20 protein-coding genes and 3 pseudogenes are annotated in these 22,843 nt (G+C 38.9%); 13 read left to right on the forward strand and 10 right to left on the reverse strand.

The features are described 5' to 3' along the window. Positions 1-130: 130 nt before the first annotated feature. A complete protein-coding gene (locus tag CDG59_RS10710) occupies positions 131-910 on the reverse strand; it encodes a ferredoxin--NADP reductase (protein WP_005159755.1) in 780 nt (259 codons plus the stop codon). 100 nt (positions 911-1,010) lie between these two features. Here CDG59_RS10710 and tsaA point away from each other — a divergent pair, with 100 nt between their 5' ends. Continuing rightward, positions 1,011-1,745, forward strand: a complete 735-nt coding sequence (tsaA, locus tag CDG59_RS10715; protein ID WP_087545302.1) for a tRNA (N6-threonylcarbamoyladenosine(37)-N6)-methyltransferase TrmO — start codon at positions 1,011-1,013, stop codon at positions 1,743-1,745. 8 nt (positions 1,746-1,753) lie between these two features. On the opposite strand, the gene CDG59_RS10720 is transcribed toward tsaA, so the two are convergent. Continuing rightward, positions 1,754-2,974: an MgtC/SapB family protein gene (locus CDG59_RS10720; RefSeq protein WP_413772670.1), complete on the reverse strand. Its 1,221-nt coding sequence runs from the start codon at positions 2,972-2,974 to the stop codon at positions 1,754-1,756. A 281-nt stretch (positions 2,975-3,255) separates the two neighbouring features. Between CDG59_RS10720 and CDG59_RS10725 the strand changes: the two genes are divergently transcribed. Next, complete coding sequence (locus tag CDG59_RS10725) at positions 3,256-5,013, forward strand: GspE/PulE family protein (RefSeq protein ID WP_087535876.1); 1,758 nt, start codon at positions 3,256-3,258, stop codon at positions 5,011-5,013. Between the two features lie 137 nt (positions 5,014-5,150). On the opposite strand, the gene hemP is transcribed toward CDG59_RS10725, so the two are convergent. Then, a complete protein-coding gene (gene hemP / locus CDG59_RS10730) occupies positions 5,151-5,321 on the reverse strand; it encodes a hemin uptake protein HemP (protein WP_004661888.1) in 171 nt (56 codons plus the stop codon). Between the two features lie 176 nt (positions 5,322-5,497). On the opposite strand from hemP, the gene CDG59_RS10735 reads away from it, so the two are divergent. Then, positions 5,498-6,409 carry a thiamine phosphate synthase gene (locus CDG59_RS10735; RefSeq protein ID WP_087545305.1) on the forward strand — a complete coding sequence of 304 codons (912 nt, stop codon included), beginning with the start codon at positions 5,498-5,500 and terminating at the stop codon, positions 6,407-6,409. A gap of 9 nt (positions 6,410-6,418) precedes the next feature. On the opposite strand, the gene CDG59_RS10740 is transcribed toward CDG59_RS10735, so the two are convergent. Together CDG59_RS10740 and mrcB are read right to left on the reverse strand one after the other, a co-directional pair. Continuing rightward, positions 6,419-6,988: a tetratricopeptide repeat protein gene (locus tag CDG59_RS10740; protein ID WP_087545307.1), complete on the reverse strand. Its 570-nt coding sequence runs from the start codon at positions 6,986-6,988 to the stop codon at positions 6,419-6,421. A gap of 19 nt (positions 6,989-7,007) precedes the next feature. After that, positions 7,008-9,422: a penicillin-binding protein 1B gene (mrcB, locus tag CDG59_RS10745; RefSeq protein WP_087545309.1), complete on the reverse strand. Its 2,415-nt coding sequence runs from the start codon at positions 9,420-9,422 to the stop codon at positions 7,008-7,010. A gap of 234 nt (positions 9,423-9,656) precedes the next feature. Between mrcB and CDG59_RS10755 the strand changes: the two genes are divergently transcribed. Then, positions 9,657-10,565, forward strand: a complete 909-nt coding sequence (locus CDG59_RS10755) for an NAD(+) kinase (RefSeq protein ID WP_034601775.1) — start codon at positions 9,657-9,659, stop codon at positions 10,563-10,565. Beyond that, positions 10,562-10,834: a YeaC family protein gene (locus CDG59_RS10760; RefSeq protein ID WP_005230905.1), complete on the forward strand. Its 273-nt coding sequence runs from the start codon at positions 10,562-10,564 to the stop codon at positions 10,832-10,834. Before CDG59_RS10755 ends, CDG59_RS10760 begins: the two co-directional genes overlap by 4 nt. A 210-nt stretch (positions 10,835-11,044) precedes the next feature. Here CDG59_RS10760 and CDG59_RS10765 read toward each other — a convergent pair whose 3' ends face one another. Continuing rightward, positions 11,045-12,040 (reverse strand): glycosyl transferase family protein, encoded by a 996-nt coding sequence (locus CDG59_RS10765; RefSeq protein WP_087545311.1) that lies wholly within the window; start codon positions 12,038-12,040, stop codon positions 11,045-11,047. A gap of 249 nt (positions 12,041-12,289) precedes the next feature. Between CDG59_RS10765 and CDG59_RS10770 the strand changes: the two genes are divergently transcribed. After that, positions 12,290-13,435 carry an acyl-CoA dehydrogenase family protein gene (locus tag CDG59_RS10770; RefSeq protein ID WP_087545313.1) on the forward strand — a complete coding sequence of 382 codons (1,146 nt, stop codon included), beginning with the start codon at positions 12,290-12,292 and terminating at the stop codon, positions 13,433-13,435. An 89-nt stretch (positions 13,436-13,524) separates the two neighbouring features. Here CDG59_RS10770 and CDG59_RS10775 read toward each other — a convergent pair. Further along, positions 13,525-13,782 (reverse strand): annotated as a pseudogene (locus tag CDG59_RS10775) (alpha/beta hydrolase); the annotation flags it as partial. A gap of 261 nt (positions 13,783-14,043) precedes the next feature. Between CDG59_RS10775 and pheA the strand changes: the two are divergent. The 4 genes and pseudogenes from pheA (at position 14,044) to CDG59_RS10795 (ending at position 19,317) form a co-directional block, all read left to right on the forward strand. Then, positions 14,044-15,153, forward strand: a complete 1,110-nt coding sequence (pheA, locus tag CDG59_RS10780) for a prephenate dehydratase (protein WP_005159784.1) — start codon at positions 14,044-14,046, stop codon at positions 15,151-15,153. 111 nt (positions 15,154-15,264) lie between these two features. Then, positions 15,265-17,514 (forward strand): bifunctional prephenate dehydrogenase/3-phosphoshikimate 1-carboxyvinyltransferase, encoded by a 2,250-nt coding sequence (locus CDG59_RS10785; RefSeq protein WP_087545315.1) that lies wholly within the window; start codon positions 15,265-15,267, stop codon positions 17,512-17,514. Positions 17,515-17,652: 138 nt separating this feature from the next. Then, positions 17,653-17,757: pseudogene (locus CDG59_RS15515) on the forward strand (hypothetical protein); the annotation flags it as partial. Between the two features lie 99 nt (positions 17,758-17,856). Beyond that, positions 17,857-19,317: an aminoacyl-histidine dipeptidase gene (locus CDG59_RS10795; protein ID WP_087545317.1), complete on the forward strand. Its 1,461-nt coding sequence runs from the start codon at positions 17,857-17,859 to the stop codon at positions 19,315-19,317. Positions 19,318-19,486: 169 nt separating this feature from the next. Here the strand turns inward: CDG59_RS10795 and CDG59_RS10805 are convergent. The 3 genes and pseudogenes from CDG59_RS10805 to CDG59_RS10815 all read right to left on the reverse strand — a co-directional run. After that, positions 19,487-19,791, reverse strand: a pseudogene (locus CDG59_RS10805) (DUF2157 domain-containing protein); the annotation flags it as partial. Between the two features lie 125 nt (positions 19,792-19,916). Next, positions 19,917-20,348: a hypothetical protein gene (locus CDG59_RS10810; RefSeq protein WP_005159807.1), complete on the reverse strand. Its 432-nt coding sequence runs from the start codon at positions 20,346-20,348 to the stop codon at positions 19,917-19,919. Positions 20,349-20,376: 28 nt separating this feature from the next. Continuing rightward, positions 20,377-21,006, reverse strand: a complete 630-nt coding sequence (locus tag CDG59_RS10815) for an alpha/beta hydrolase (protein WP_087545318.1) — start codon at positions 21,004-21,006, stop codon at positions 20,377-20,379. Between the two features lie 124 nt (positions 21,007-21,130). Here CDG59_RS10815 and yaaA point away from each other — a divergent pair, with 124 nt between their 5' ends. From yaaA to CDG59_RS10830, 3 genes are read left to right on the forward strand one after another with little or no spacing between them, the layout of a single operon-like run. After that, complete coding sequence (gene yaaA / locus CDG59_RS10820; protein ID WP_087545320.1) at positions 21,131-21,913, forward strand: peroxide stress protein YaaA; 783 nt, start codon at positions 21,131-21,133, stop codon at positions 21,911-21,913. 21 nt (positions 21,914-21,934) lie between these two features. Then, positions 21,935-22,198: a hypothetical protein gene (locus CDG59_RS10825; protein WP_087545322.1), complete on the forward strand. Its 264-nt coding sequence runs from the start codon at positions 21,935-21,937 to the stop codon at positions 22,196-22,198. Between the two features lie 9 nt (positions 22,199-22,207). Further along, complete coding sequence (locus CDG59_RS10830) at positions 22,208-22,825, forward strand: metal-dependent hydrolase (protein WP_087545323.1); 618 nt, start codon at positions 22,208-22,210, stop codon at positions 22,823-22,825. Positions 22,826-22,843 lie beyond the last annotated feature (18 nt).

Consider the following 22,843-nt stretch of genomic DNA (forward strand, 5'->3'; position numbering starts at 1 on the left):
TAAGAAAGTGCTCGCAATTTTAAGGAAGAAAAAGCCTGATAGGACAAGGGCCCTATGAAATTTGTCGTGTACAGAGAGATAAAAAGAAACCGAGGGATCACCTCGGTTTCTTTTATATCGTTATTGACGTTTATTTTTCAACAAATGCACGTTCAATAACATAATCACCCATTACACCCATACGAGGGGATTCAACTAAACCATGTTGGTCAAGTAAAGCAGCCACGTCTTTTAGGAAAGCAGGGCTACCACAAAGCATTGCACGGTCAGTTTCACGATTGAAACGTGGCAAACCAATTTTTTCAAATAATTGACCAGATTCAATTGCGGTTGTAACGCGACCTTGGGTGTGGAAAGGTTCACGAGTCACTGTTGGATAGTAGATTAATTTATCTTTGATACCCAATTCTTCAAAGAACTCATGGTTTGGTAGTTCATTTAAGATTAAATCTTGGTATGCAAGCTCTGATACATAACGCGTACCGTGAACCATGATCACTTTTTCAAATTTTTCATATGTTTCAGGATCACGTAATAAAGCCAAGAATGGTGCTAGTCCTGTACCTGAAGATAACAGATATAGGTTTTTACCTGGCAATAAATCATCATGTACAAGAGTACCTGTAGGTTTTTTAGAAATAAGGATTTCGTCGCCCACTTGTACTTTTTGTAAGATAGAAGTGAGTGGACCATCTTGTACTTTAATTGAGAAGAATTCGAGTTCTTCTTCATAATTCGCACTCGCAATCGAATACGCACGCATTAAAGGCTTACCATTCACTTCAAGTCCGATCATCACAAACTGACCATTTTTAAAACGTAAGCTTGTATCGCGCGTGGTTTTAAAACTGAAAAGCGTGTCATTCCAGTGGTGAACATGAGTAATGCGTTCAACGTTAAAAGCAGCCATTAAAGGTCTCGATCACAGTTAAAAGAAACAGATTGCTATTCTAATCTAAAATCATTCTCTATAAACTGAATATATTTAATTGTGTTTATAAGAAAAAGTGATGAGCAATTCTGTGGTCATGCCGATCATCGGTTATATGCATTCTCCTTATCAGGAGAAATTTGGTATCCCAAGACAGCCAAATTTGGTGCAGGTGGAGTCCTATATAGAGTTGTCAGAACCTTATAATGATCTTTCTGCATTTGAGGGAATTGAAGACTTCAGTCATTTATGGTTATTGTGGCAATTCCATGATAATAAAAATAATGATAACTCCTTAAATCAAATGTCTAAATTTCGTCCACAAGTACGTCCACCTAGATTAGGTGGTAATCAAAAAATTGGAGTATTTGCAACGAGGAGTATGTATCGTCCATCTCCTATAGGTCTGTCGGTCGTTCGCTTTTTACGTGTTGAAAAATGTGCTAAGAGTGTTCGAATGTATGTGATGGGAAGTGATTTACTCAATAAAACTCCAATTTTGGATATTAAACCTTATATCCATTATTCAGATGCTGTCATGGATTCAGTCAGTGGCTATGCGCAAGACGAGCCGATTCGAAAGCGTGTTCTATGGAGCGAATTAGCACAATCAATTAAGCACAAGTTCATTCAAGAGAATGACACTCAGCCGAGAATCTTTGACGAGTTAGAACAAGTTCTATCTTTAGATCCACGGCCTGCTTATCATGATGATGCGAGTCGAATTTATAAAATGAAGTTTTCCACGTTCGATGTGAGTTTTAATGTTGACGATGAAAAGATCAACATATTAAAGCTTGAAACTCTCAATTAGCATTGATATTAGTGTTGCTGCATCCAGAACATGATAATTAACACAGTCATATGTATGATTTGGGCTGGAATAAAAGCAAGAGCAAATTTATATCCTCCTGTTAGCGCAGCGTTGATACTTTTCGCTAAAGCATGGGCAGCGAGTCCAATCATTAATGCAATCATAAGTGTTGTTGCTTGAACGGTATCAGGCTCTGCTTGGACAACGATTGCAGCAATTGCCGCATGTATTTCAAAAAGAGATGCGATTAATGTACCTAAAATCAGACCTGAACTACCAAGCCAAATGTTGAGAGCATATACCGCGGCTTGAATTGCTGATAAGGCAAAAGTAATAATGATGGCATTTTTGAAGCTGAACATGCGGCTGCTATCATTGGTTACGATTGTTTCACCATCGCCAATAGATGTCCGCATCAAGTATAAAGCCCAAATAGATAGAACGATGGTAGAAATGATAGTTGGCAAAAATATGATTTTGAACCAAGCCAAGCTAATGCTTGCAACAATAATGAGCATTTGAATAAGCGTAGATACGCAGGACATCAAGGCAGCACCAGCATTTAGATGAGGGTTCGCACCGTTGTTACGAACTTCCATACCCAGATTTGCGATAGTTGCTGTGCTTGAGACAAAACCAGATGCCAAAGCAGAAAAGACGATTGCATTTTTTGATGATAGAAGTCTTTTGGCAAAATGTGCTAATGCTTGTACAAATAGTATGAGGCTTAATAATTTCAAAATTGTATAGGGATTTAATACAGGTCCCCAAAAAGCTTGGTTAGGGACTAAGGGCAGTGCAATTAGTATTAAAGCCAGTAGTAGCACGCCATCCCTTAATTCACTTTCATTAATCCACTGGTTTGCGAGCCCGTGAAGTGATTGTTTCGCAAAAAGTAGAATGGTCAGCGTCACTGCAAGCCCAGCAGCTAAATTGATATTCCATATGCAAACAGCACCAATGAAATAGGTCATTATGAGTGCAAGTTCAGTAGTCACACCAGGATCATCGGGTTGATTTTTAAGTGATGCAATACTTATAGCACCAATTAAAATTGCCCCCGTAATTCCTATTTCTAAATTAAATAAAAAGCACAGTGTTCCTAAAAGAGAGCTAATTGCAAAGGTTCTAAAACCAGCAAAGGTTTTGGTCTTATGTTTAGCTTTGCTTTGTTCTCGTTCTAAACCGATCAATAATCCACAACCGAGCGATACAGCAAAGATCATCATTAACTGACTTAAAGCCGTATTTTGTATTGATAAATCAAGTAAATCAGTCATGTCATATCCTTTCGCTTAGAGGATCATCGTTATTGTTTAGGCAAAATTGAGTGGAATTTATATACTTTAAAATTGCATAAATGCATCGCTCTATCTTAACCCTTTTTACTTTTATGGCTAAGTTATCTATATGTTTTTTAAAGTGCATTTAATCATTCTTGAGTTATGAAATGATCTGGGAGATTTCAATAAATCTCTGTTATATTATAGAAATAGCTTGGGGTATAACAATGACGTTTAATTTTCAAATCGATATTTTTTGGTGCTTAGAACAATTACAAAAAGATGGACGAATCACTGAACGGGATAAATTATTAGTACAAACAACACATCGTCAAAAAGATGAATTGAAGTGGCATCCTTTACAGTGGGTTGCAAAATTTAATCTGAAAGATCAATTAAATCCAGAAACCATTTTAACACTCAATCGTCTATGTCTATGGTTAGCTGAAAAATCGCATGTTCCTTTGTTTGTCATTGATCCTCTAAAGGCTGATGTGACGGCATTAACCAGTGTTATGTCTCAAGAGTTTGCAGCTCGAAATCATATTTTGGCAGTAGAAGTTCACTCTGATCGTATTTTAATCGGTACAGATCAGCCGTTTATGATGGAATGGAAAAATAATTTAGAAAGAAGTTTGAGCCCAAAAAAAGTTGAAGCTGTACTATTAAATCCAGAACAGCTACAACGTTATTTGATTGAATATTATCAAGTTAGTCGAGCGGTGAGCTCTTCTCAAGGCACAAGTGCTTTTGACCGTGACAATAAGGGGGTCGAAGCTTTACTGCAATTAGGCGATACACAAAACCCTGATGCCAATGACCAGCATATTGTGAAACTGGTTGATTGGGTATTGCAATTTGCTTTTGAGCAGGGTGCAAGTGATATTCATTTGGAGCCTCGCAAAGACAAAGGCAAGGTACGTTTCCGTATCGATGGTGTGTTACATACTATTTATAACATGCCAGCCAATACGCTTACAGCAGTGATTTCCCGTATTAAAATCTTAGGTCGTATGAATGTTGCGGAAAAGCGTAAGCCTCAAGATGGACGTTTAAAAACACGTACACCGAAAGGTCAAGAAACGGAATTACGTCTTTCTACGTTGCCAACTGCTTTTGGTGAAAAGTTGGTCATGCGTATTTTTGATCCTGAAGTATTAGTGCGTAGTTTTCAGCAATTAGGATTTGAAGGGCATTTATTACACAGTTGGCAGCAACTGACACAGCATAGCCACGGTATTATCTTGGTGACGGGACCAACAGGTTCAGGTAAAACCACAACGCTATATTCGTCTTTAAAGCAATTAGCAACTGAACAAGTGAATGTCTGTACCATTGAAGATCCGATTGAAATGTTGGAACCAAGTTTTAACCAGATGCAGGTGAATCCAAATATCGAACTTGGTTTCGCCGATGGTGTTCGTGCACTGATGCGTCAAGATCCTGACATTATCATGGTGGGGGAGATTCGTGATCATGACACCGCAAATATGGCGATTCAAGCAGCCTTAACAGGACATTTGGTTCTTTCGACTTTGCATACTAATGATGCACCTTCAAGTCTGACCCGTTTGCATGATTTAGGCGTACAACCATTCTTAACTGCAGCAACGATTTTAGGTGTTCTAGCACAACGTTTGGTGCGCCGACTCTGCCCACTTTGTAAGCAAGAAACGGCAATTAATGAACAAGAGTGGGAGCATCTTACTTTTGATTATATGATGGATATGCCAACGACGATGTATAAAGCAGTTGGATGTGAAGCATGTCGCCATACAGGTTATAAAGGTCGTGTAGGTATTTATGAATTTATGCCAGTAAGTTTAGAGTTGAAGTCTATTATTAGTGCTCATGGCACACTGAATGATCTGAAAGCACAATCCAAGAAAGAAGGTGTTGAGCCACTGCGGATTGCAGGTGCACGCAAAGTCATTGAAGGTGCAACCACGTTAGAAGAGGTATTGCGTGTTGTTCCTTTAAGTTAAGCAAATTATTGATCTTCATATTCACCTCATCTTCATTTGTTTTAAAGAGGTGGTCCCACTTGTTTGATCAAACAAAAAAGCAGTACGTGCTGACATACTGCTATTTCCACGTTTATTATTATGCGGTTGTTATTATATTACTTCGTTAAAATAAGACGATTATTACGCGTTAAACGCAAGCGGTATTCTTCACCCGCATGCATTATGCGTATTTCCCGACCTAAGGCAAAAAGATTATTGGAATGCAACATTGGCAATGATTGAGCTGCATCTGTGCTACGTGTAAATAGGTTAAATGGTGCGTTCATTTGTTATGCTCCGTGGTGTGTTTTTTAGTTATTTAAATGATAATCATTATCGAATAGGCCTGTCAATGTAAATTTCAAGAATTTACAAAATCATTGATTATTGATGTTTTTAGCATGTGAAATCGTTGTTAAATTCATTAAAATTATTGTGAAAAAAATAGAGATATTAGACTGTTATGGCAAAAGCTATAGTTGATGTTGCGATTGCAATTTTACTGCATAAATCTAAAGTGTTAGTGGGTTGGCGACAAGCAGATCAACATCAAGGTAATAAACATGAATTTCCTGGTGGAAAAGTCGAATTAGGGGAATCACCTGAACAAGCTTGTCGTAGAGAGATTTATGAGGAAGTAGGCATTGGTTTAAAAGAGTGGCATCCGTTTGATATTATTCGTCATGAATATGAAGATGTTATTGTTAATTTACATCTTTTTCATGCACACGTACCTGAGGAAATGCTCAATCAAATTCATCAACCTTGGACTTGGTATCAACGCGATCAACTAGCGAGTTTAAACTTTCCGAAGGCAAATGTTGTAATTCTGGAACGCTTAATCTGGTCTCATTTGATTAAGATCAGTGATCAAATTGATGCATTACCACATCATAACTTTCAAATGTATTGGCGCATCCAAACAGCTGAAATTGAACAGATTGAACAGCAGTTAGAGGTTTTAACTGATGAACAATTACAAAAAATTATAATCAATACTGATATTTATCAAAATATGAACATGGTTCTACAGTCTAGAGTGAAGACAATTCATCTTAAACAATCACAATTAATGGCACTTAAAAAAGGTGAATTGATTGTTGGTAAACGTTTTATTGCAGCCTGTCATGATGCTGTTTCATTACAACATGCACAGCATATAGGTTGTGATGCCGTATTTTTGAGTCCTGTGAAAGCGACTGAAACACATCCAAATGTAAAAGTATTGGGTTGGAATGATTTTGCTGCATTAGCTCAGAAGTGTGATATTCCAGTTTTTGCTTTAGGTGGCGTAGCACCTGAAGATTTAGAACAAGCCCAAAAACATCATGCTTATGGGCTTGCTGGGATTCGTCAATTTAGTTCAATTAATTGATCAAACTTGTTATAACGCTTGAATGGCTTTTTTAGCTTCTTGAGCTTTTACTGGATGATTACGTGCTTCACTTGCTCGGAGCACAATAAACCAAAGTTGTTTTTTCATCGAGTTACTTTGCGCATAGCTTAAACCACGACGTGCCAAAGCTTCCGCATTTGCATATTGTTTGCGTTGGTCTGCAATCAATGCTAAATACAAATAAGTTTCGGTCGCTTGGGGAGCAATACGTTGAGCTTGAAGAGCATAACGTTCTGCTTCCGCAAGTTGCTGTTGCTTATAAGCGACTTGGGTTTTTTGCATTAATGTTCTAAATGCTGGTAATTGACTCCCATCATTGAACTTTTGCTGTACTTTTTGCTCAGGTACAACCACTGGTACGTTTTGACGCTTTATTTCTTTCTGCTCATACGGCGTAATTTTTACATTCGACGCGGGCGGAGTAGTTTTCTTTTTCTGCGTCTTTGAAGTACTTGGTGGTTCTCCCAATTTAATTACCACTTTTTTATTTGGAGGCGGTGCTGAATTACAACCTGCAAGCAGCAATATACCAATCACAATTGTTATTTTCTTCATCATGTCCAATCATCCTTGTAACTTAGTTTTCACCGCTATAACTACCGCTCGAAATCACACGTGTAGAATTATGATTGGATAAATCGGTGTCCATTTGATTTTCACTTTCTCGAATATAATTGGTATTAGTAGTGCCATCACCGTAATGATCCCCCTGAGTGTCTTCCTCGGATGGAATATTGGTTGGTTCAACTTCATAATGTGATTGACCGCAGAGAGTTGCACGACGAGGTACAGTTTGTCGAAGTAGGGGAATATACATTGCGCCATCGCAGCCTTGCGCCGATAAATCACCTGTTGCGCTATCTATCCATTGCCATTCTACATTGTCAGTTTGACGAAGATTGACGGGTTCTTGGCGAAGCTGTTTCATTACATTGGTCCAGACAGGTAATGCGCCTGAAGAACCTGTGAGACCAGTAACTTTATTATCGTCCAGACCTAACCAGACGACAGCGACATGATTGCCTGAATAACCAGCGAACCATGAATCGCGTGTATCATTAGTAGTACCAGATTTACCAGCTAAATTTAAGGTTTCAGGTAAGCTGCCATAAGCTGATCGTCCAGTACCTGAACGCATAACTTGTTGCAAACCATAGTTCAAAATATAGGCAGCAGCAGGATCAATCGTTTGTTGAACATTTAAGCTATAACGTTCAAGCAAATGTCCTTTTGCATCAACAACAGTACGAATAGAGCGAGGAGGATATTTGAAACCACCTGTTGCAAAGTTGCCATAAATGCCAAGTACTTCCATTGGGGACATATTTACTGCACCCAAATAGATAGACGGATAAGCTGGAATATTCGAACTGACACCAAATTGTTTTAGCTTATTTGAAAATGTTGATAATCCAAATTCATTTCCTAAACGAACAGCAGATAGGTTGTATGAATTTGCCAAGGCTTGTAGCATAGAAACAACACCGTGTTCACCACCACTATAATTTTTTGGTGTCCAACTTTTATCACCATCAACTGGAATATTAACGGCACTATCTTCAATCGGACTCGCCCACGTATAACGTCCAGATTCGATCGCATTTAGATAAATAATTGGTTTTAACAACGAACCGACTTGACGTTTAGCGTCTAGTGTACGGTTAAAGCCAGTAAAATCTTGGGTTGAACCAACAGCAGCAACCAATTCACCATTCTCAGGATGGGCTACAAGCACAGCACCTTGTAAGTTTTTCAAACGTGCTGGATTTGCTTTTGCTAAACGTTCAACAGAGTCTTTAAAAGCATTTTGAACTTGGGTCTGTGCAATCGGGTCAAGCGTTGTGAAAATTTTCAAGCCTTGATTGGTAATATCACTTTCTTGATATTCTGTACGTAATTGGCGACGTACGATATCAAGGAAATCTGGGAATTTTGCAGGCCCTAAAGTTGGTTTACTCACAATATTTAAAGGGCGTGAGATTTCATCTTGATATTCTGTTTCAGATAAATAGCCCATCACCATCATATTGTTTAATACAACATCACGGCGCTTTTTAGCCGCTTCAGGATTACGCCAAGGATTATATAAAGTTGGACCCTGTACTAAACCAACCAAAAAGGCTTGTTGGGAAATATTCAATTCACTCAGAGGTAAACCAAAATAGAATTGTGAAGCTAAGCCATAACCGTTAATTGAGTAATTACCATTTTGACCTAAATTTACTTCATTTAAATAGGCTTCTAGAATTTCATCTTTGCTGTAATGTAGCTCAATCAACAACGCCATAAGCGCTTCATTGACTTTACGTTTGAGCGTTTTTTCTGGTGAAAGATAGAAATTTTTAACTAATTGTTGGGTTAATGTCGAGCCACCTTGACGTCGACCACCGGTTGCATTACTGACTAAAGCACGTGCTGTACCTCGAATAGAAACACCATGATGGTGATAAAAATTTCGGTCTTCTGTTGAGATCAATGCTTCAATTAGTGTTTTTGGTACTTTATTTAGCTTAATGAGGACACGGTCTTCATTATGTTGTGGATAGATACCACCAATTAATAGAGGTTCTAAACGAGCAATGCCTGTGCTCGAAGGTTTAGTGGAACGAATTTCACCGACTTGACCTTGATTGAAAGCAATCTCAAGCACCTGTTCAGGTTCATTACTATCACCATAGTCAAAACCACGTGTATGAACATACATTTGGTTGCCTTGAATGATGTAACTTCCTGACTTTTCATAGTTCGTGGTATTTTTATAGCCCAGTAATTTTAATTCTTGGACAAAATTATCTTGAGTAATGGGTGCATTCGCATAGATTTCTAATGGACGAGCAAATACCTTGGCAGGAATATCCCAACGCTGACCTTCAAATTTATTGCGAATAATATTATCCAAACGGATCAGATAGATACTAAAGGCAATAAACACACCAATCACTAAAATTGAAAAAATTAGTGCTAGAAAACCAATACCACGTTCACACTTCATAGACTTGCGTTAAAACCGAAACAATGTGAGTAATGATGCGATAGCTTATTGTCATTTTGCAATCATAAAACTGTGAATAAATAGCAACATGCAATAAAAACTTTCAGAAGGTGTTGACATTAATCGTATAAAAAAACAACGAATGGACATTTTTATACTTTTTAATCAATCATCAACGAAAATTTGATTGTTAATGATATGATAGTCAATAGTCGCGGTGGAGCTGAGTTATTCGTGCAAATTTCACATAAATCCTTTCGAAATATTGGTCTAATTGGGCGACCAGATAAGAATTCTGTAGTAGAAACGTTATGTTTAATCCATGATCATTTGATCACTTTAGGCTTAAATCCCGTTTTTGATCAGGAAACAGCCAAACTCGTACCCTATAGTTATGGTCAGACCGTGAGCCGTAATTTATTAGGTGAAGTGGTGGATTTGGTGATCGTTGTGGGTGGCGACGGTTCTTTACTTCATGCGGCACGTGCTTTAGTCCGATACAATACACCTGTTATTGGGATTAACCGTGGTCGACTCGGATTCTTAACTGATATTAAGCCGGCAGAGGCAATTTTTAAACTGGATCAGGTGCTACAAGGTCAATTTCAACTCGATCGACGTTTCTTGCTCGAAATGGAAGTTCGCACCAATAACGAAACCATTTATGATGCAATTGCCTTGAATGATGTGGTGTTACACTCAGGTAAATCGGTTCATATGATTGATTTTGAGCTGAGTATTGATGGGCAATATGTCTATCGTCAGCACAGTGATGGTTTAATTGTCTCAACACCAACAGGCTCGACCGCTTATTCGCTTTCAGGCGGTGGGCCAATTTTGCATCCAAGTATGGATGCGATCGCACTCGTACCAATGCATCCACATACATTATCATCTCGTCCAATCGTTGTCGGTGGGCAAAGTGAGATTAAGATCACCATCCGTGAAAATCGTGTCTTACCGATGGTGAGTGCTGATGGACAACATAGTGTTGCATTAAATGTAGGTGATACGGTGCATATTCGTAAACATCCGTTTAAACTAAGCTTATTACATCCACCAGGTTATGATTTTTATATGGCATGCCGTACCAAATTAGGGTGGAATCAAGATTTTGAATCTTTTCAACAGGATGACTCATGAATATTGAACAAATGCTCGCTATTTTAAATCCTGAAATTGTTGAGCGTCTCCGTACTGCTGTTGAAATTGGTAAATGGCCAAATGGCGTTGCACTCACTAAAGAACAGCGTGAAACCTGTATGCAAGCCGTGTATGCATGGGAAATGGAAAATTTACCAAAAGAACAGCGCAGTGGTTATATCGACCGTGGCACTAAAAAAGACGGTGAAGAGTGTGATGACGACCATCACAAAAATGAACCTGAATTTAAGCCGATTCGTTTTGTTTAGTTAATATAAGTAGTATTTAAAGCGATGATTTTAATAAAGTCATCGCTTTTTATTACGCTGTCTATTATTGATGTAATGTCTTTAAATAAAATACTGATTACTTTAACGAATAATTTAATGGTTGCTCTTTATATATTTTATTTTTAGGATCAAAAAGATATAGTTTTGTAGAAAAGGTGATCTAAAAAATCACCTTATTTATTTTTTGGTTTAAAAACGATTGTCCCAAAGCGCTTTCGCTTTAATCATTGCTTCATCATAACTATTCACAGCACCCATGGTATACAAAGCGATTCCCATGGTTTCGATCACTGCCATTTCGCCATATTCATGCTTTTGCTCACCGAGCCAAACTGCTTTAAATACTGCAAGATCAAGTTCTTCTTCAATCGGACTACGGTCAGGTGTTAATTTTGGTAGCTCATGTTCATATAGCTCACCATTTTTAATCCCACAAATTAAGGTTTTGGCATCAGGATTACGCTCAAACTCACCACCTTCACCTTTAATCACAGCACTATTTTGATAGCCTAAACGAAAAGCGGTGTGTTGATGAGAAGTCCGATAAGCAGGGTGGAAAATTGCCTGTAAAGTCGCTTTGGCGTTAAACGGATTAATTAGACGAGCAAGGGTGTGAATTGGAGAACGTAAACCCATCACATTGCGGAGTGAGATCAATTCACTCAGAATTGGTGAAATGGCTTCAAGTGGCAAAAATGCAAAATTATTTTGTTCAAGTTGTTTACGGACATCTTGCTCATTCTCACAAATAGAATAGCCTAAGTATTGTAAAACTTGTTCCGTATAAACACGGTTAATGGTATGACCCGATGCGCCGTGCATCACAATTCTATAGCCATGATGAGCTAGTGTTAATGCCGCCAATAAAAACCACGGATAGTGCTTACGCTTGCCTGCATATGATGACCAGTCAAGATCGACATCAAGTGGCTGAAAATTGAGTTGATCACGTGTGGCTTGAACAAAACCAGCCAATTCATCGACAGATTCTTCCTTAACACGTAAAAGCATTAAGAATGCACCCAACTGAACATCCAAGACTTCATCTTTTAAAATCATGCTAAATGCTTGATAGGCTTCTTCATAACTGAGCGAACGAGAACCTGTTTTCCCTTTACCCAAGATACGAACATACTGAGCAAAGGGGTGTTCTACAGTTTTATAAATATTTCGTTTTGTATTCATGATCGTATGAGAAGTCTTCGCCAACAATAAAAGGAATATGACATAAAAGTGACGTATTTAGCGTAAAAAAATATGAGGAGCTGTCTAATCAATAAACAATTAGCGTTTGCTTATGCCGAGTGCAAACAAAATTATTGACCGAATCAGTCTAGTGATTTGATGTAAACGGAACATGACATCCAATCTAAAAATCATTAGCATGGCTGCAAATCGAATTTTTAAAAACAATGAAAGCGAAAGGAAATAATGATGTTAGCTTACGATGCAGATTTGGAACTCTTCCGTGATAACTTTAAACGTTTTATGAGCGAGCAAATTGCACCTCATTATGATCAGTGGGAACGCGAAGGCATTATGCCACGTTCAGTTTGGTCTTCATTGGGTGAAAATGGCTTTCTCTGTGTAGATGTACCAGAAGAATATGGTGGTTATGGTGTACCAACCCATTATTCATTAATGTTAGTTGAAGAATCTGCACGTGCGGGTTATTGCGCATTATCAACAGCGATTTCTTGTCATTCTGAAATTGCGGCACCGTATATTCAACATATCGGAACTGAAGAACAAAAGCAGTACTGGTTGCCAAAAATGGTTTCTGGCGAAGTTGTTGGTGCGATTGGTATGACTGAGCCAGGTGCTGGTTCAGACTTGCAGGCAATGCGAACCAGTGCAATTTTGCAGGGCGATCACTATGTGTTAAATGGTTCAAAAACTTTTATTTCAAATGGTCAGCATGCTGACGTTGTTGTTCTAGCAGTCAAAACTGATCCACAAGCACGTGCTAAAGGTGTGTCTTTATTATTGGTTGATACACATTTGGAAGGCTTTAAAAAGGGCACGAACTTAGACAAAATTGGTCTGCATTCACAAGATACCTCTGAACTTTTCTTTGATAATGTGAAAGTACCTAAAGACCAGTTATTGGGGAATGCAGGTTCAGGTTTTGCTTACTTGATGCAGGAATTACCACGTGAGCGTACTGCAATCGCAGCGACCTCTTTGGGAGCAATTCGTGGCTCAATTGATTTAGCAACAGCTTATGTAAAAGAACGCCAAGCATTTGGTCAAGCAATTGCTCAATTTCAAAATACACGTTTTGTATTGGCTCAAGCAAAAATTGATGAATTAGCAACAGCCGCTTTCTATAACCAAAACGTTGCTTTGTATAATGAAGGCAAATTGGATGTAGAAACCGCAGCGGCATTAAAGAGCTTTAGTACCGATATGCAAATGAAAGTAGCCGATAATTTACTTCAATTATTTGGTGGCTATGGCTATATGACAGAATATCCAATTTCACGTTTCTTCGTTGATGCGCGTATCCAACGTATTTATGGTGGTACCAACGAAATTATGAAAGAAATCGTTGCACGTGGATTGATTGGTAAGTCTTAAGCACAAAAATCATCTCTATTTAGCAAATGATTTCAGACTGAATCAATAAATTTGATTCAGTCTTTTTATTTGGAGTGATGTTTTTAAGATCAAGGAGTGACTGGATTATCAAATAATGCGGAACAACTTTTATGATCTATACAACCTGCCAACATAATCGCTTTGGGTAAACTGGTATAGAGATTAGTTAAATGCTGCTCTGCTGGATGTTGGTAATTCCAGAACAAGAAATGCTTTGAACGTTGCTGATTAAAGTTTTGATAGAAGTTATTCTGCTGCTGCAAGGATTCAGCGTCTGGTGTTGGACTTCGACCATGTTCATGTGTACCCACTGTGGTCATCAGCATTGGTTGTGCAAAAGACAATGTTGTGCCAATGAGCAGAGAAAAAGTCAAAATACCAAATTGTTTAATCATAATTTATTTGCAAACATTAAAATTTTGCTAGCAATATATAATGAAAATCATTATCAATAAAGTTTGGTAATAAAAAGAGTTAAAACTCAGCGTGTTTAATAGTTTAAAGTGTTGTTATACTAGCTCAGATAATCAATTCACAGATGAATTGTAATCCATTCTTATAGATGATTTTGCTGAGGCTGCATTCCAATGGTAAACGATGGACAAAACACATCGAATTCACTTAATTTAGAACAAATTCGTAACGATATTGATAGTGTTGATCAACAAATCCAAGAGTTACTTAATCGCCGTGCAACGCTTGCAGAAGCGGTAGCCAAAGCGAAGTTTGCATCCGAAGAAAATCCGCTGTTTTATCGTCCAGAACGTGAAGCTCAGGTGTTACGTAAAGTCATGGAGCGTAACCAAGGTCCTTTATCTGATGCAACCATGGCGCGTTTGTTCCGTGAAATTATGTCAGCATGTTTGGCACTTGAAGCACCACAAAGTATTGCATTCCTTGGGCCTGAAGGCACTTATACCCACTCGGCTGTGTTAAAGCATTTTGGTAAAGATGCCGTTGTACGTCCATTACCAACGATTGATGAAGTGTTCCGTGAAGTTGAAGCAGGCAGCGCACATTATGGTGTGGTTCCCGTAGAGAACTCATCAGAAGGGATTGTGAACCATACTCTTGATTGCTTCAAATCGTCGACAGTCAATGTGATTGGTGAAGTTGAACTACGTATTCATCATCAATTCCTTGTATCTGAAAATACCCGTAAAGACAGCATTAAGCAGATTTATGCACATCAACAAACCTTGGCACAATGCCGTAAATGGTTAGATGCGCATTATCCGGGCGTAGAGCGTGTTGCACTGAATTCAAATGCTGAAGCAGCACGCCGTATTCGTAATGAATGGCATTCTGCTGCGATTGCATCTGATATTGCAGCAAGCATGTACAATCTTGAGATTTTACATAGCAATATCGAAGATAACCCTGAAAATACCACTCGTTTCCTTGTGATTGGTCGTGAAAAGATTCCTCAAAGTGGTAATGATAAAACCTCTTTATTAATCTCTGCGCATGACCGTGCGGGTGCTTTATTGGAAATCCTTGCGCCATTTGCCAAACATAAAATTAGTTTGACTAGTATTGAAACTCGTCCTGCGCTTCCTGAGAAATGGGCTTATGTTTTCTTCATTGATTTGGAAGGGCATATTGATCAAGAAAATGTAGCCGCAGCATTAGATGAAATTCGACCTAATGTAAAAGAATTGCGAGTATTGGGTTCATATCCTATTGCTGTTTTATAGTTCAATTTATTTATTTTAAATCCGTTCCAATCTCCCTTTTTAAAGGGAGATACTTTCCGATCTTTTTTAAAAGAGAGGTTAAGGAGATTTTCAGATAGGCAAATATGTTTTATGTCTCAACCATTATTTAAGAAAGTTGCATTTATTGGGCTTGGGCTGATTGGGTCGAGTCTTGCTCGTGTGATTGTGGCAGAACAGCTTGCATCTGAAATTGTCGCTTCAACACGCTCAAAAAAAACATTGGAAGATGCCAAAGTACTGGGGCTTATTCAGCAGGGTTATGCAAATCCTGAGGAAGCGGTTCAGGGTGCAGACCTGATTGTTTTGGCATTGCCTGTTCGTGCGACACAAAAAGTGCTAGAACAGATCAAGCCTTATCTTGCAGACAATGTCATCATTACCGATGTCGGTAGTACCAAAGGCAATGTGGTTGAAGCTGCTAAAGTGGTATTTGGTGAAAATTTACCAGTCGGTTTTGTACCGGGTCATCCGATTGCAGGTGCAGAACATACAGGTGTACATGCAGGTAAAGTTGATTTATTTGCCAATCATAAAGTGATTCTAACGCCATTGCCAAGTAGTGCAGATTGGGCAGTGCAGAAACTTATCCTGCTTTGGTCTGCGGCAAAAGCAGAAGTGATTTGCATGGACGTCACTAAGCACGATGAAGTGTTGGCACATACCAGTCATTTACCGCATTTGATGGCATTCAATCTGGTTGAGCAACTGGCAAATCGTGAAGATAATTTAGATATTTTCCGCTATGCTGCTGGAGGTTTTCGTGACTTCTCGCGTATTGCGGCTAGTGACCCACAGATGTGGCATGACATTTTCTTTGCCAATAAAACGGCAATTTTAAATGCTGTTGATGGCTTTGAACGGCAATTATCAGTTTTAAAGAAATTGATTGCACAGGAAGATTCGCAAGCGTTGATGGGACTGCTCGGGCATGCTCAAGCAGCACGTCAGCACTTTAACCATATGTTGGCCAAAAAACCTTTGATGGAGAAAAACAAGGTGACACAGCAATTTACCATTTTACCGGGAAAGAAAACATTTACAGGTAAATTCACCGTACCGGGTGACAAGTCTGTGTCACATCGCTCAATTATGTTTGGTGCGATTGCTGAAGGCACAACGCATGTGACAGGCTTCTTGGAAGGTGAAGATGCACTTGCAACTTTGCAGGCTTTCCGTGATATGGGTGTGAGCATTGAAGGGCCTAAGAATGGTGAAGTCACGATTCATGGCGTGGGTATGCAAGGCTTAAAAGCACCAGCGAGCGCGTTGTATATGGGTAACTCTGGTACTAGTATGCGTTTGCTATCAGGTATGTTGTCTGCACAAAAATTTGACTCGGTGATGACAGGTGATGCGTCATTGTCGAAACGTCCAATGGAGCGTATTGCTAAGCCACTTCGTGAAATGGGTGCACAAATCCAAACCACAGGTGAAAAAGGTACGCCACCAGTGAGTATCACGGGTAGTCAAGCCCTTAAAGGGATTCAATACGATTTACCAATGGCATCAGCTCAGGTGAAATCAGGAATTTTATTGGCAGGTTTATGGGCTGCTGGTGAAACTTCAGTGACGGAACCTGAACCGACCCGTGATCATACTGAACGTATGCTGCGTGCTTTCGGTTATGATGTGAAAACTGAAGGAAATAAAATCTCGCTTGTGGGTGGTGGTAAATTAGTTGGTACAGATATTCAAGTGCCTTCGGATATTTCATCTGCGGCATTCTTTATGGTGGGTGCTGCCATTACTGAAGGTGCCGATGTGATCCTTGAAGCAGTGGGCATCAACCCAACCCGTACTGGAGTGATCGAAATTCTCAAGCAAATGGGCGCTGATCTGACTGTTGAGAATGAACGTATTGCAGGCGGTGAACCGATTGCAGATATTCATATCAAAGGTTCAAGAACATTGAAGGGCATTCATATGCCTGAAGATCAAGTACCTTTAGCAATTGATGAATTCCCAGTATTATTCATTGCGGCTGCATGTGCAGAAGGTCAAACCGTATTAACGGGTGCAGCTGAACTTCGTGTCAAAGAGTCTGACCGTATTCAAGTCATGGCTGATGGCTTGAAAATCATGGGCATTGATTGTACGCCAACAGAAGATGGCATCATCATTGAAGGTAAAGGCAAGTCAGGTGACTGGTCGGCAATCTTTGCTGGCGGTGAAATTGAATCTCACCATGACCATCGTATTGCTATGAGTTTCAGTATCGCAGGTTTACGTACTTCAGGTAATATCACGATTCATGGTACGGAAACGGTTGCAACTAGTTTTCCAACCTTTACTGAGCTAGCAAACTCAGCAGGTTTAGATTTACAAGTCGTAAATCAGTAAACGAATTGAGAAATGCAGCATTTAGAATAGCTAAATGCTGCATTTTTTATTTGTTTATACATAAAAATAAGTTGTTAGGTGCAAACATAAAACGTATAAATAATGAGAATGATGAGTTTGGCCGTGTACATATATAATTTTGAACGAATCGAAACGCAAAGTATTATCCGACAGTTGGCTCAAGCCGTAGAAAATAGCTTAAAAGCAGAGCATAGCTTTTCTCAATTTGTATGGAAAAGCTAAGACGTTTGCCAATAAAATCTTAAATAAAGTGATTTAAGCATCGCCATTTAGGTGTATGGTGTATATTTGTTTAAACACTTTATTTGAGAGTATTGGTGCATGATACAGGTCGATTTTTCTAAATTATCTCCACAAGTAGTTTGGCGGCATTTTGAGACCTTATGTACAATTCCTCGACCATCTAAAAATGAACAACGGTTAAGACAGCATTTAAAAGATTGGGCAGAACAGCGCAATTTGGAAACCTATGTCGATAACATTGGTAACCTAATTATTCGAAAAGCGGCAACTACGGGTAAAGAACAGGCTGCTGGTGTGATTTTGCAAGGCCATTTGGATATGGTGACACAAGCCAATCGTGGTACCCAGCATGATTTTTTTAAAGATCCAATTCAACCAGTCTTAAAAGATGGTTGGCTGATTGCTGAAAATACCACGCTTGGTGCAGACAATGGCATTGGCGTTGCACTTGCAATGGCGGTATTAGAATCAAATGATATTGCTCATGGGCCGATTGAAGTCCTGTTGACCATTGATGAAGAAGCAGGAATGAGTGGTGCTCGTTTGCTTGAGTCAGGCGTGTTAACTGGACAGTGGCTTTTCAATATTGATACCGAAGAATGGGGTGAACTGTATCTTGGCTGTGCAGGCAGTATTGACCTAGAAGTGGGACAGACAATTGAATATGAAACAGCACCAAGTGATTTAATCTTTGTAGATTTACTGGTATCAGCTTTGAAAGGTGGTCACTCTGGGGTTGATATTCATTTAGGTCGTGGGAATGCCAATGTCATTCTAGCCCATTTCCTCAATGATTATTTGGCACCATCCAATGGCCGACTGGTTGAGTTTGTCGGTGGATCGGCACGCAATGCCATCCCGCGTGAAGCTGTGGCAACTATTGCAATTAAAGCAGAGCAATTACCCGCGTTGGAAAATGCCGTTGCTGTGTCACAAACTGAATGGCAACAAAAGTTACAGAACATTGATGATCAGCTACAGATCAGCTTACAGCAAAATGCTAACCCGATAAATGAAGTTATAACATTGCAGCAACAGCAAGCTTGGTTGCAAGCATTAGCAAGTTGTCCATACGGGATTGCCCAGTGGAGTAGCGCTTTAGCTGATGTGGTTGAGACTTCGAATAATATTGGTGTGGTCAAATTGACCAAAGATGAAGCGAAAACCTTAATTATGGTTCGTTCGATGGTGAATCAAGAAGCAGTAGCATTTGCTCAAAAGATTCAACAGCACTTTGCCAGTTTTGAAATTCAATCTGAATTAACGCCTTTAGTATCAGGTTGGACACCGAATCCAGAATCGGCTGCATTAAAGTGCTTACAACAGGCTTATCAATCTGCATTTGATATTGAACCTAATCTAAAAGTCATTCATGCAGGTTTGGAGTGTGGCATTATTGCGGAACATTATCCTGATTTACAGATGGTGTCGTTTGGCCCTGATATTCAAGGGGCGCATGCACCAGGTGAGCGTGTGAAAATAGATACTGTAGATAAATGCTGGAAGTTACTGGTGACTGCACTGGAAAGTGTGAAGTAACGAATTAATCCTGAGATCAGACCGATGATCCTGTCTTGGTCTGATCAATCAGTGATAAATATTGTGTTGGTATGTGTATTGTTAGCCAAACACTATTTTCTGCTTGATAAAACTCAAAGCCGTGTTTATACATTTGCGGTGTGTTAATTATGAATAGCACAGGCTTACCGTAGTGTTGGCCTACATTGGCCACCGCAACTGCAGCAAAAATCAGACAAGGGATGATTTTAGAGTCAATAAAGATTTTTTCGATCAGTTCCATTAAGAACTTATCGGCTGTCATTGCAGCAATCGCAATCACGGCGTAAATCATGAAAATCCAGAATGAGTATTTTGCCAAACGTTCCCAGTCAAAAGGTCGAATCGAAGAACTTTGATTTAAATCATTGGCAAAATCGGGCGTAATCGTGCCTTGTTGTTGCCAATATTCAATAGTTTGCTTTAAAAAAAGTCCCTGTTTTTATTTAATTTCATTATTAAAAAATCCGAATGCTCATTTTATCGATATTGATAAAGCAGAAATGGGGCGTTAGGAGTATTTCTTTTAGTAATCGAATGAATATTTTATTATATGTTTCAATGGTTAATATTTGATTTTATTATTTGAAAATGGGTATTTTTTGATCTTTTGTTGTCATCCAATAATTGCTTTCATGGTGGAAATCTGAATAGGCATAAGGCAGCTCTTCAATAGTTAAACAATTAAGCATATTTTGATACCACTCAATATAGGCAGAATTCTTATTTTTGCATTGGTTTAAAAACTCTTGATGTTGTTGAATAAATAGCTCAGTCAGTTCAGTAATATCTTGAGTGATTTCTGTTTTGCGGATATCTCTATTTTTTTGAATCCAGCTAGAAATAATAATGGTAGATGCATTTTTATGGCTATTCAAAAAAGAACATCTCCAATAACAACCAGAAGGAGATAGAGAGGGTTCAACATATAAAGATTCAAATCCTCGTTTGTGTAATTCATGTGCAATATAAAGTGTTTTTTTTAGATTGGTGATGTAAAAATCCTTTTTCACTGTCAATGTCCTGTTTTTCTATTTAAGTCTACAGTTTCAAAAAGTGAGCAATCACTTGGCGTAACTGTTTTAGATAGCCAGTAAAGAAATGGTTTGCACCTGGCAAAATCGTGATCGGATGTTTTTGTGGTTTTGCCCAAGCAATCATATCTGAAAGCAAGGTGATGTCATCTTGTTCGCCATGTACAAATAAGATATCGCCATCAATTGCTGGGGTTGTGTAGTGGCGTAAGTCAATCACTGAGCCTGTTGGCAAGCCACATAACACTAATTGCTTCGGACGTAATTCTTCGCTGAGTTGTGCTTGGCATTTTGCCAGTACATGTGAACCAAAGCTAAAACCACCTGCATAGAAGGTTAAACCTGCATGCTTCTCACGGGCATATTCAATCACTGCCATAATGTCATCTGTTTCACCATGACCTTGATCATGTGTACCTTCACTGCCAGCTAAGCCACGGAAGCTAGGACGGTAAACCACGCATCCCATCTTATTAAAAATTTGAGCCAGTAGTACAGGAACTTTATGATGCGGTGTACCACCTTGCAAAGGGTGCGGATGGCAGACGACAGCAAAACCTGTGATTTCACCTTGGGGTTGATCTACAAACATTTCAATTTGACCAACAGGACCTTGGATGAATACTTGCTCAGACATAAGATACGCAATGGATAATGGAAGAATCCACTATTTTACCGATAAAACTGAACGAGAACACGAATTGGCATTAAAAATTATCAACTGATATAGTTTCACCAAGATAAATTTATTCTGATTGATTATGCTTGCTTTAATTTCTCCAGCGAAAACACTAGATTATGAAACTACATTACCGACTGATAAATATACTCAGCCTCGTTTGTTGGCGCAATCTCAACAATTAATTGATGTTTGTCGCAAGCTTTCTGCGAGTGAAATCGCATCATTGATGACGGTGAGTGAGAAAATAGCTAACTTAAATGTAGAGCGCTTTCGTGACTGGAATGCAGATTTTGATTTTTCTAATGCACGTCAGGCATTATTTGCATTTAAAGGTGATGTGTACACAGGCTTAGATGCTTATCACCTAAAAGACCGAGAGATTGATTTTGCCCAGCAGCATTTGCGTATGTTATCTGGTCTTTATGGCTTATTGCGTCCGTTGGATTTGATGATGCCATACCGTTTGGAAATGGGAACTAAACTAAAGAATAGCCGTGGTCATAATCTATATGAATTTTGGGGCAGTATGATAACCGATCAAATTAACCAAGATTTAGCTGAAATTGATGCAAAAGTGTTGGTAAATTTAGCCTCTGACGAATATTATAAATCTGTGAATGAAAAGAAAATTCAGGCAGAAATTATCAAGCCTGTATTCTTGGATCAGAAGAACGGAAAATATAAAGTCATCAGTTTCTATGCGAAAAAAGCGCGTGGCCTGATGGCGAGATACTTGATTGAAAATAAATTAAGCCAAGTAGAACAATTAAAAGCATTTGATAGTGAAGGGTATTACTTTGATGCTGAAAGTTCATCGAATAAAGAATTGGTCTTTAAGCGAGATGAGCAGCACGCAGCTTAGATTTACCTTGGGCAGGGTGGGATGTTAACCAAAGAACATTTATTAAAACACGCGATATCGTCTGATCAAGTCCGGATTAAAGGGCAATTGACAGAACCGCGGAGTTATGGGGTATATGCGCTACCTTTAGATCGTGATGGAACCAGACGTTTTCGATTTGGTAATCATCCTGTACGCCAGCAAGAACTAAAACATGAGTTTGGCTCCTGTACCTTGTATCAGCTTTTTCTAGAACGTAAAGATGCTGAATCACTGGCAAAGTGGCTGAATAAAGAAATCCAATGAGGATGAGCAATGCCGCAGTATTTATCTACATTAGAAAAATCATGGTTTGAGCTGCATCAGCATTATCATTTTTCAGAGCCGCAGAAAGTTTTTAATAAGTTGATTGCTGCCTACAGTGAAAAGCAGCGGGCTTATCATACGCTGCAACATTTGTATGAATGTCTAGTTCTAGTTGACTCGATTCGAGCTGATTTAATTGATGCGGATGCTGTAGCATTGGCGCTCTGGTTCCATGATGCAGTTTATGACCCACAAGCCAAAGATAATGAACTTAAAAGTGCTGAGCTGTTCGAGCAGTATTTGGCTCAAGATTTATCATTTGAAATTGTTCAAAAGATTAAGCGATGGATTCTTGTCACGCAAAAGCATGAAGCAACGAATGAACTAGATTTACAGTTTCTACTGGATATTGATTTGGCGATTCTAGCAGCTTCACCTGAGCGTTTTACGGAATATGAACAGCAGATTCAGCAGGAATATGCTTGGGTATATCCAGATATTTATTTGATTAAAAGAAAACAAGTTCTAGCACATTTTTATCAGACAGAACCGCTGTATCAAACTGAATATTTTCAACAGAATTTTGAGCAAAGGGCGAAAGAGAACTTAAAATTTAACCTTTTTTAGAGAATCAAGAATTTCAAT

This window comes from Acinetobacter sp. WCHA29, from assembly GCF_002165335.1.
Lineage (GTDB): Bacteria > Pseudomonadota > Gammaproteobacteria > Pseudomonadales > Moraxellaceae > Acinetobacter.

Excerpts from the sequence above, each read along its gene's own strand:
- CDG59_RS10765 (WP_087545311.1), bottom strand. The coding sequence starts at position 12,040 with ATGAATACAAAACGAAATATTTATAAAACTGTAGAACACCCCTTTGCT.
- CDG59_RS10710 (WP_005159755.1), bottom strand. The coding sequence starts at position 910 with ATGGCTGCTTTTAACGTTGAACGCATTACTCATGTTCACCACTGGAAT.
- yaaA (WP_087545320.1), top strand. The coding sequence starts at position 21,131 with ATGCTTGCTTTAATTTCTCCAGCGAAAACACTAGATTATGAAACTACA.
- CDG59_RS10825 (WP_087545322.1), top strand. The coding sequence starts at position 21,935 with ATGTTAACCAAAGAACATTTATTAAAACACGCGATATCGTCTGATCAA.
- CDG59_RS10785 (WP_087545315.1), top strand. The coding sequence starts at position 15,265 with ATGTCTCAACCATTATTTAAGAAAGTTGCATTTATTGGGCTTGGGCTG.
- tsaA (WP_087545302.1), top strand. The coding sequence starts at position 1,011 with ATGAGCAATTCTGTGGTCATGCCGATCATCGGTTATATGCATTCTCCT.
- CDG59_RS10830 (WP_087545323.1), top strand. The coding sequence starts at position 22,208 with ATGCCGCAGTATTTATCTACATTAGAAAAATCATGGTTTGAGCTGCAT.
- mrcB (WP_087545309.1), bottom strand. The coding sequence starts at position 9,422 with ATGAAGTGTGAACGTGGTATTGGTTTTCTAGCACTAATTTTTTCAATT.
- hemP (WP_004661888.1), bottom strand. The coding sequence starts at position 5,321 with ATGAACGCACCATTTAACCTATTTACACGTAGCACAGATGCAGCTCAA.
- CDG59_RS10795 (WP_087545317.1), top strand. The coding sequence starts at position 17,857 with ATGATACAGGTCGATTTTTCTAAATTATCTCCACAAGTAGTTTGGCGG.
- CDG59_RS10815 (WP_087545318.1), bottom strand. The coding sequence starts at position 21,006 with ATGTCTGAGCAAGTATTCATCCAAGGTCCTGTTGGTCAAATTGAAATG.
- pheA (WP_005159784.1), top strand. The coding sequence starts at position 14,044 with ATGGTAAACGATGGACAAAACACATCGAATTCACTTAATTTAGAACAA.
- CDG59_RS10720 (WP_413772670.1), bottom strand. The coding sequence starts at position 2,974 with ATGATGATCTTTGCTGTATCGCTCGGTTGTGGATTATTGATCGGTTTA.
- CDG59_RS10740 (WP_087545307.1), bottom strand. The coding sequence starts at position 6,988 with ATGATGAAGAAAATAACAATTGTGATTGGTATATTGCTGCTTGCAGGT.
- CDG59_RS10770 (WP_087545313.1), top strand. The coding sequence starts at position 12,290 with ATGTTAGCTTACGATGCAGATTTGGAACTCTTCCGTGATAACTTTAAA.
- CDG59_RS10725 (WP_087535876.1), top strand. The coding sequence starts at position 3,256 with ATGACGTTTAATTTTCAAATCGATATTTTTTGGTGCTTAGAACAATTA.
- CDG59_RS10760 (WP_005230905.1), top strand. The coding sequence starts at position 10,562 with ATGAATATTGAACAAATGCTCGCTATTTTAAATCCTGAAATTGTTGAG.
- CDG59_RS10735 (WP_087545305.1), top strand. The coding sequence starts at position 5,498 with ATGGCAAAAGCTATAGTTGATGTTGCGATTGCAATTTTACTGCATAAA.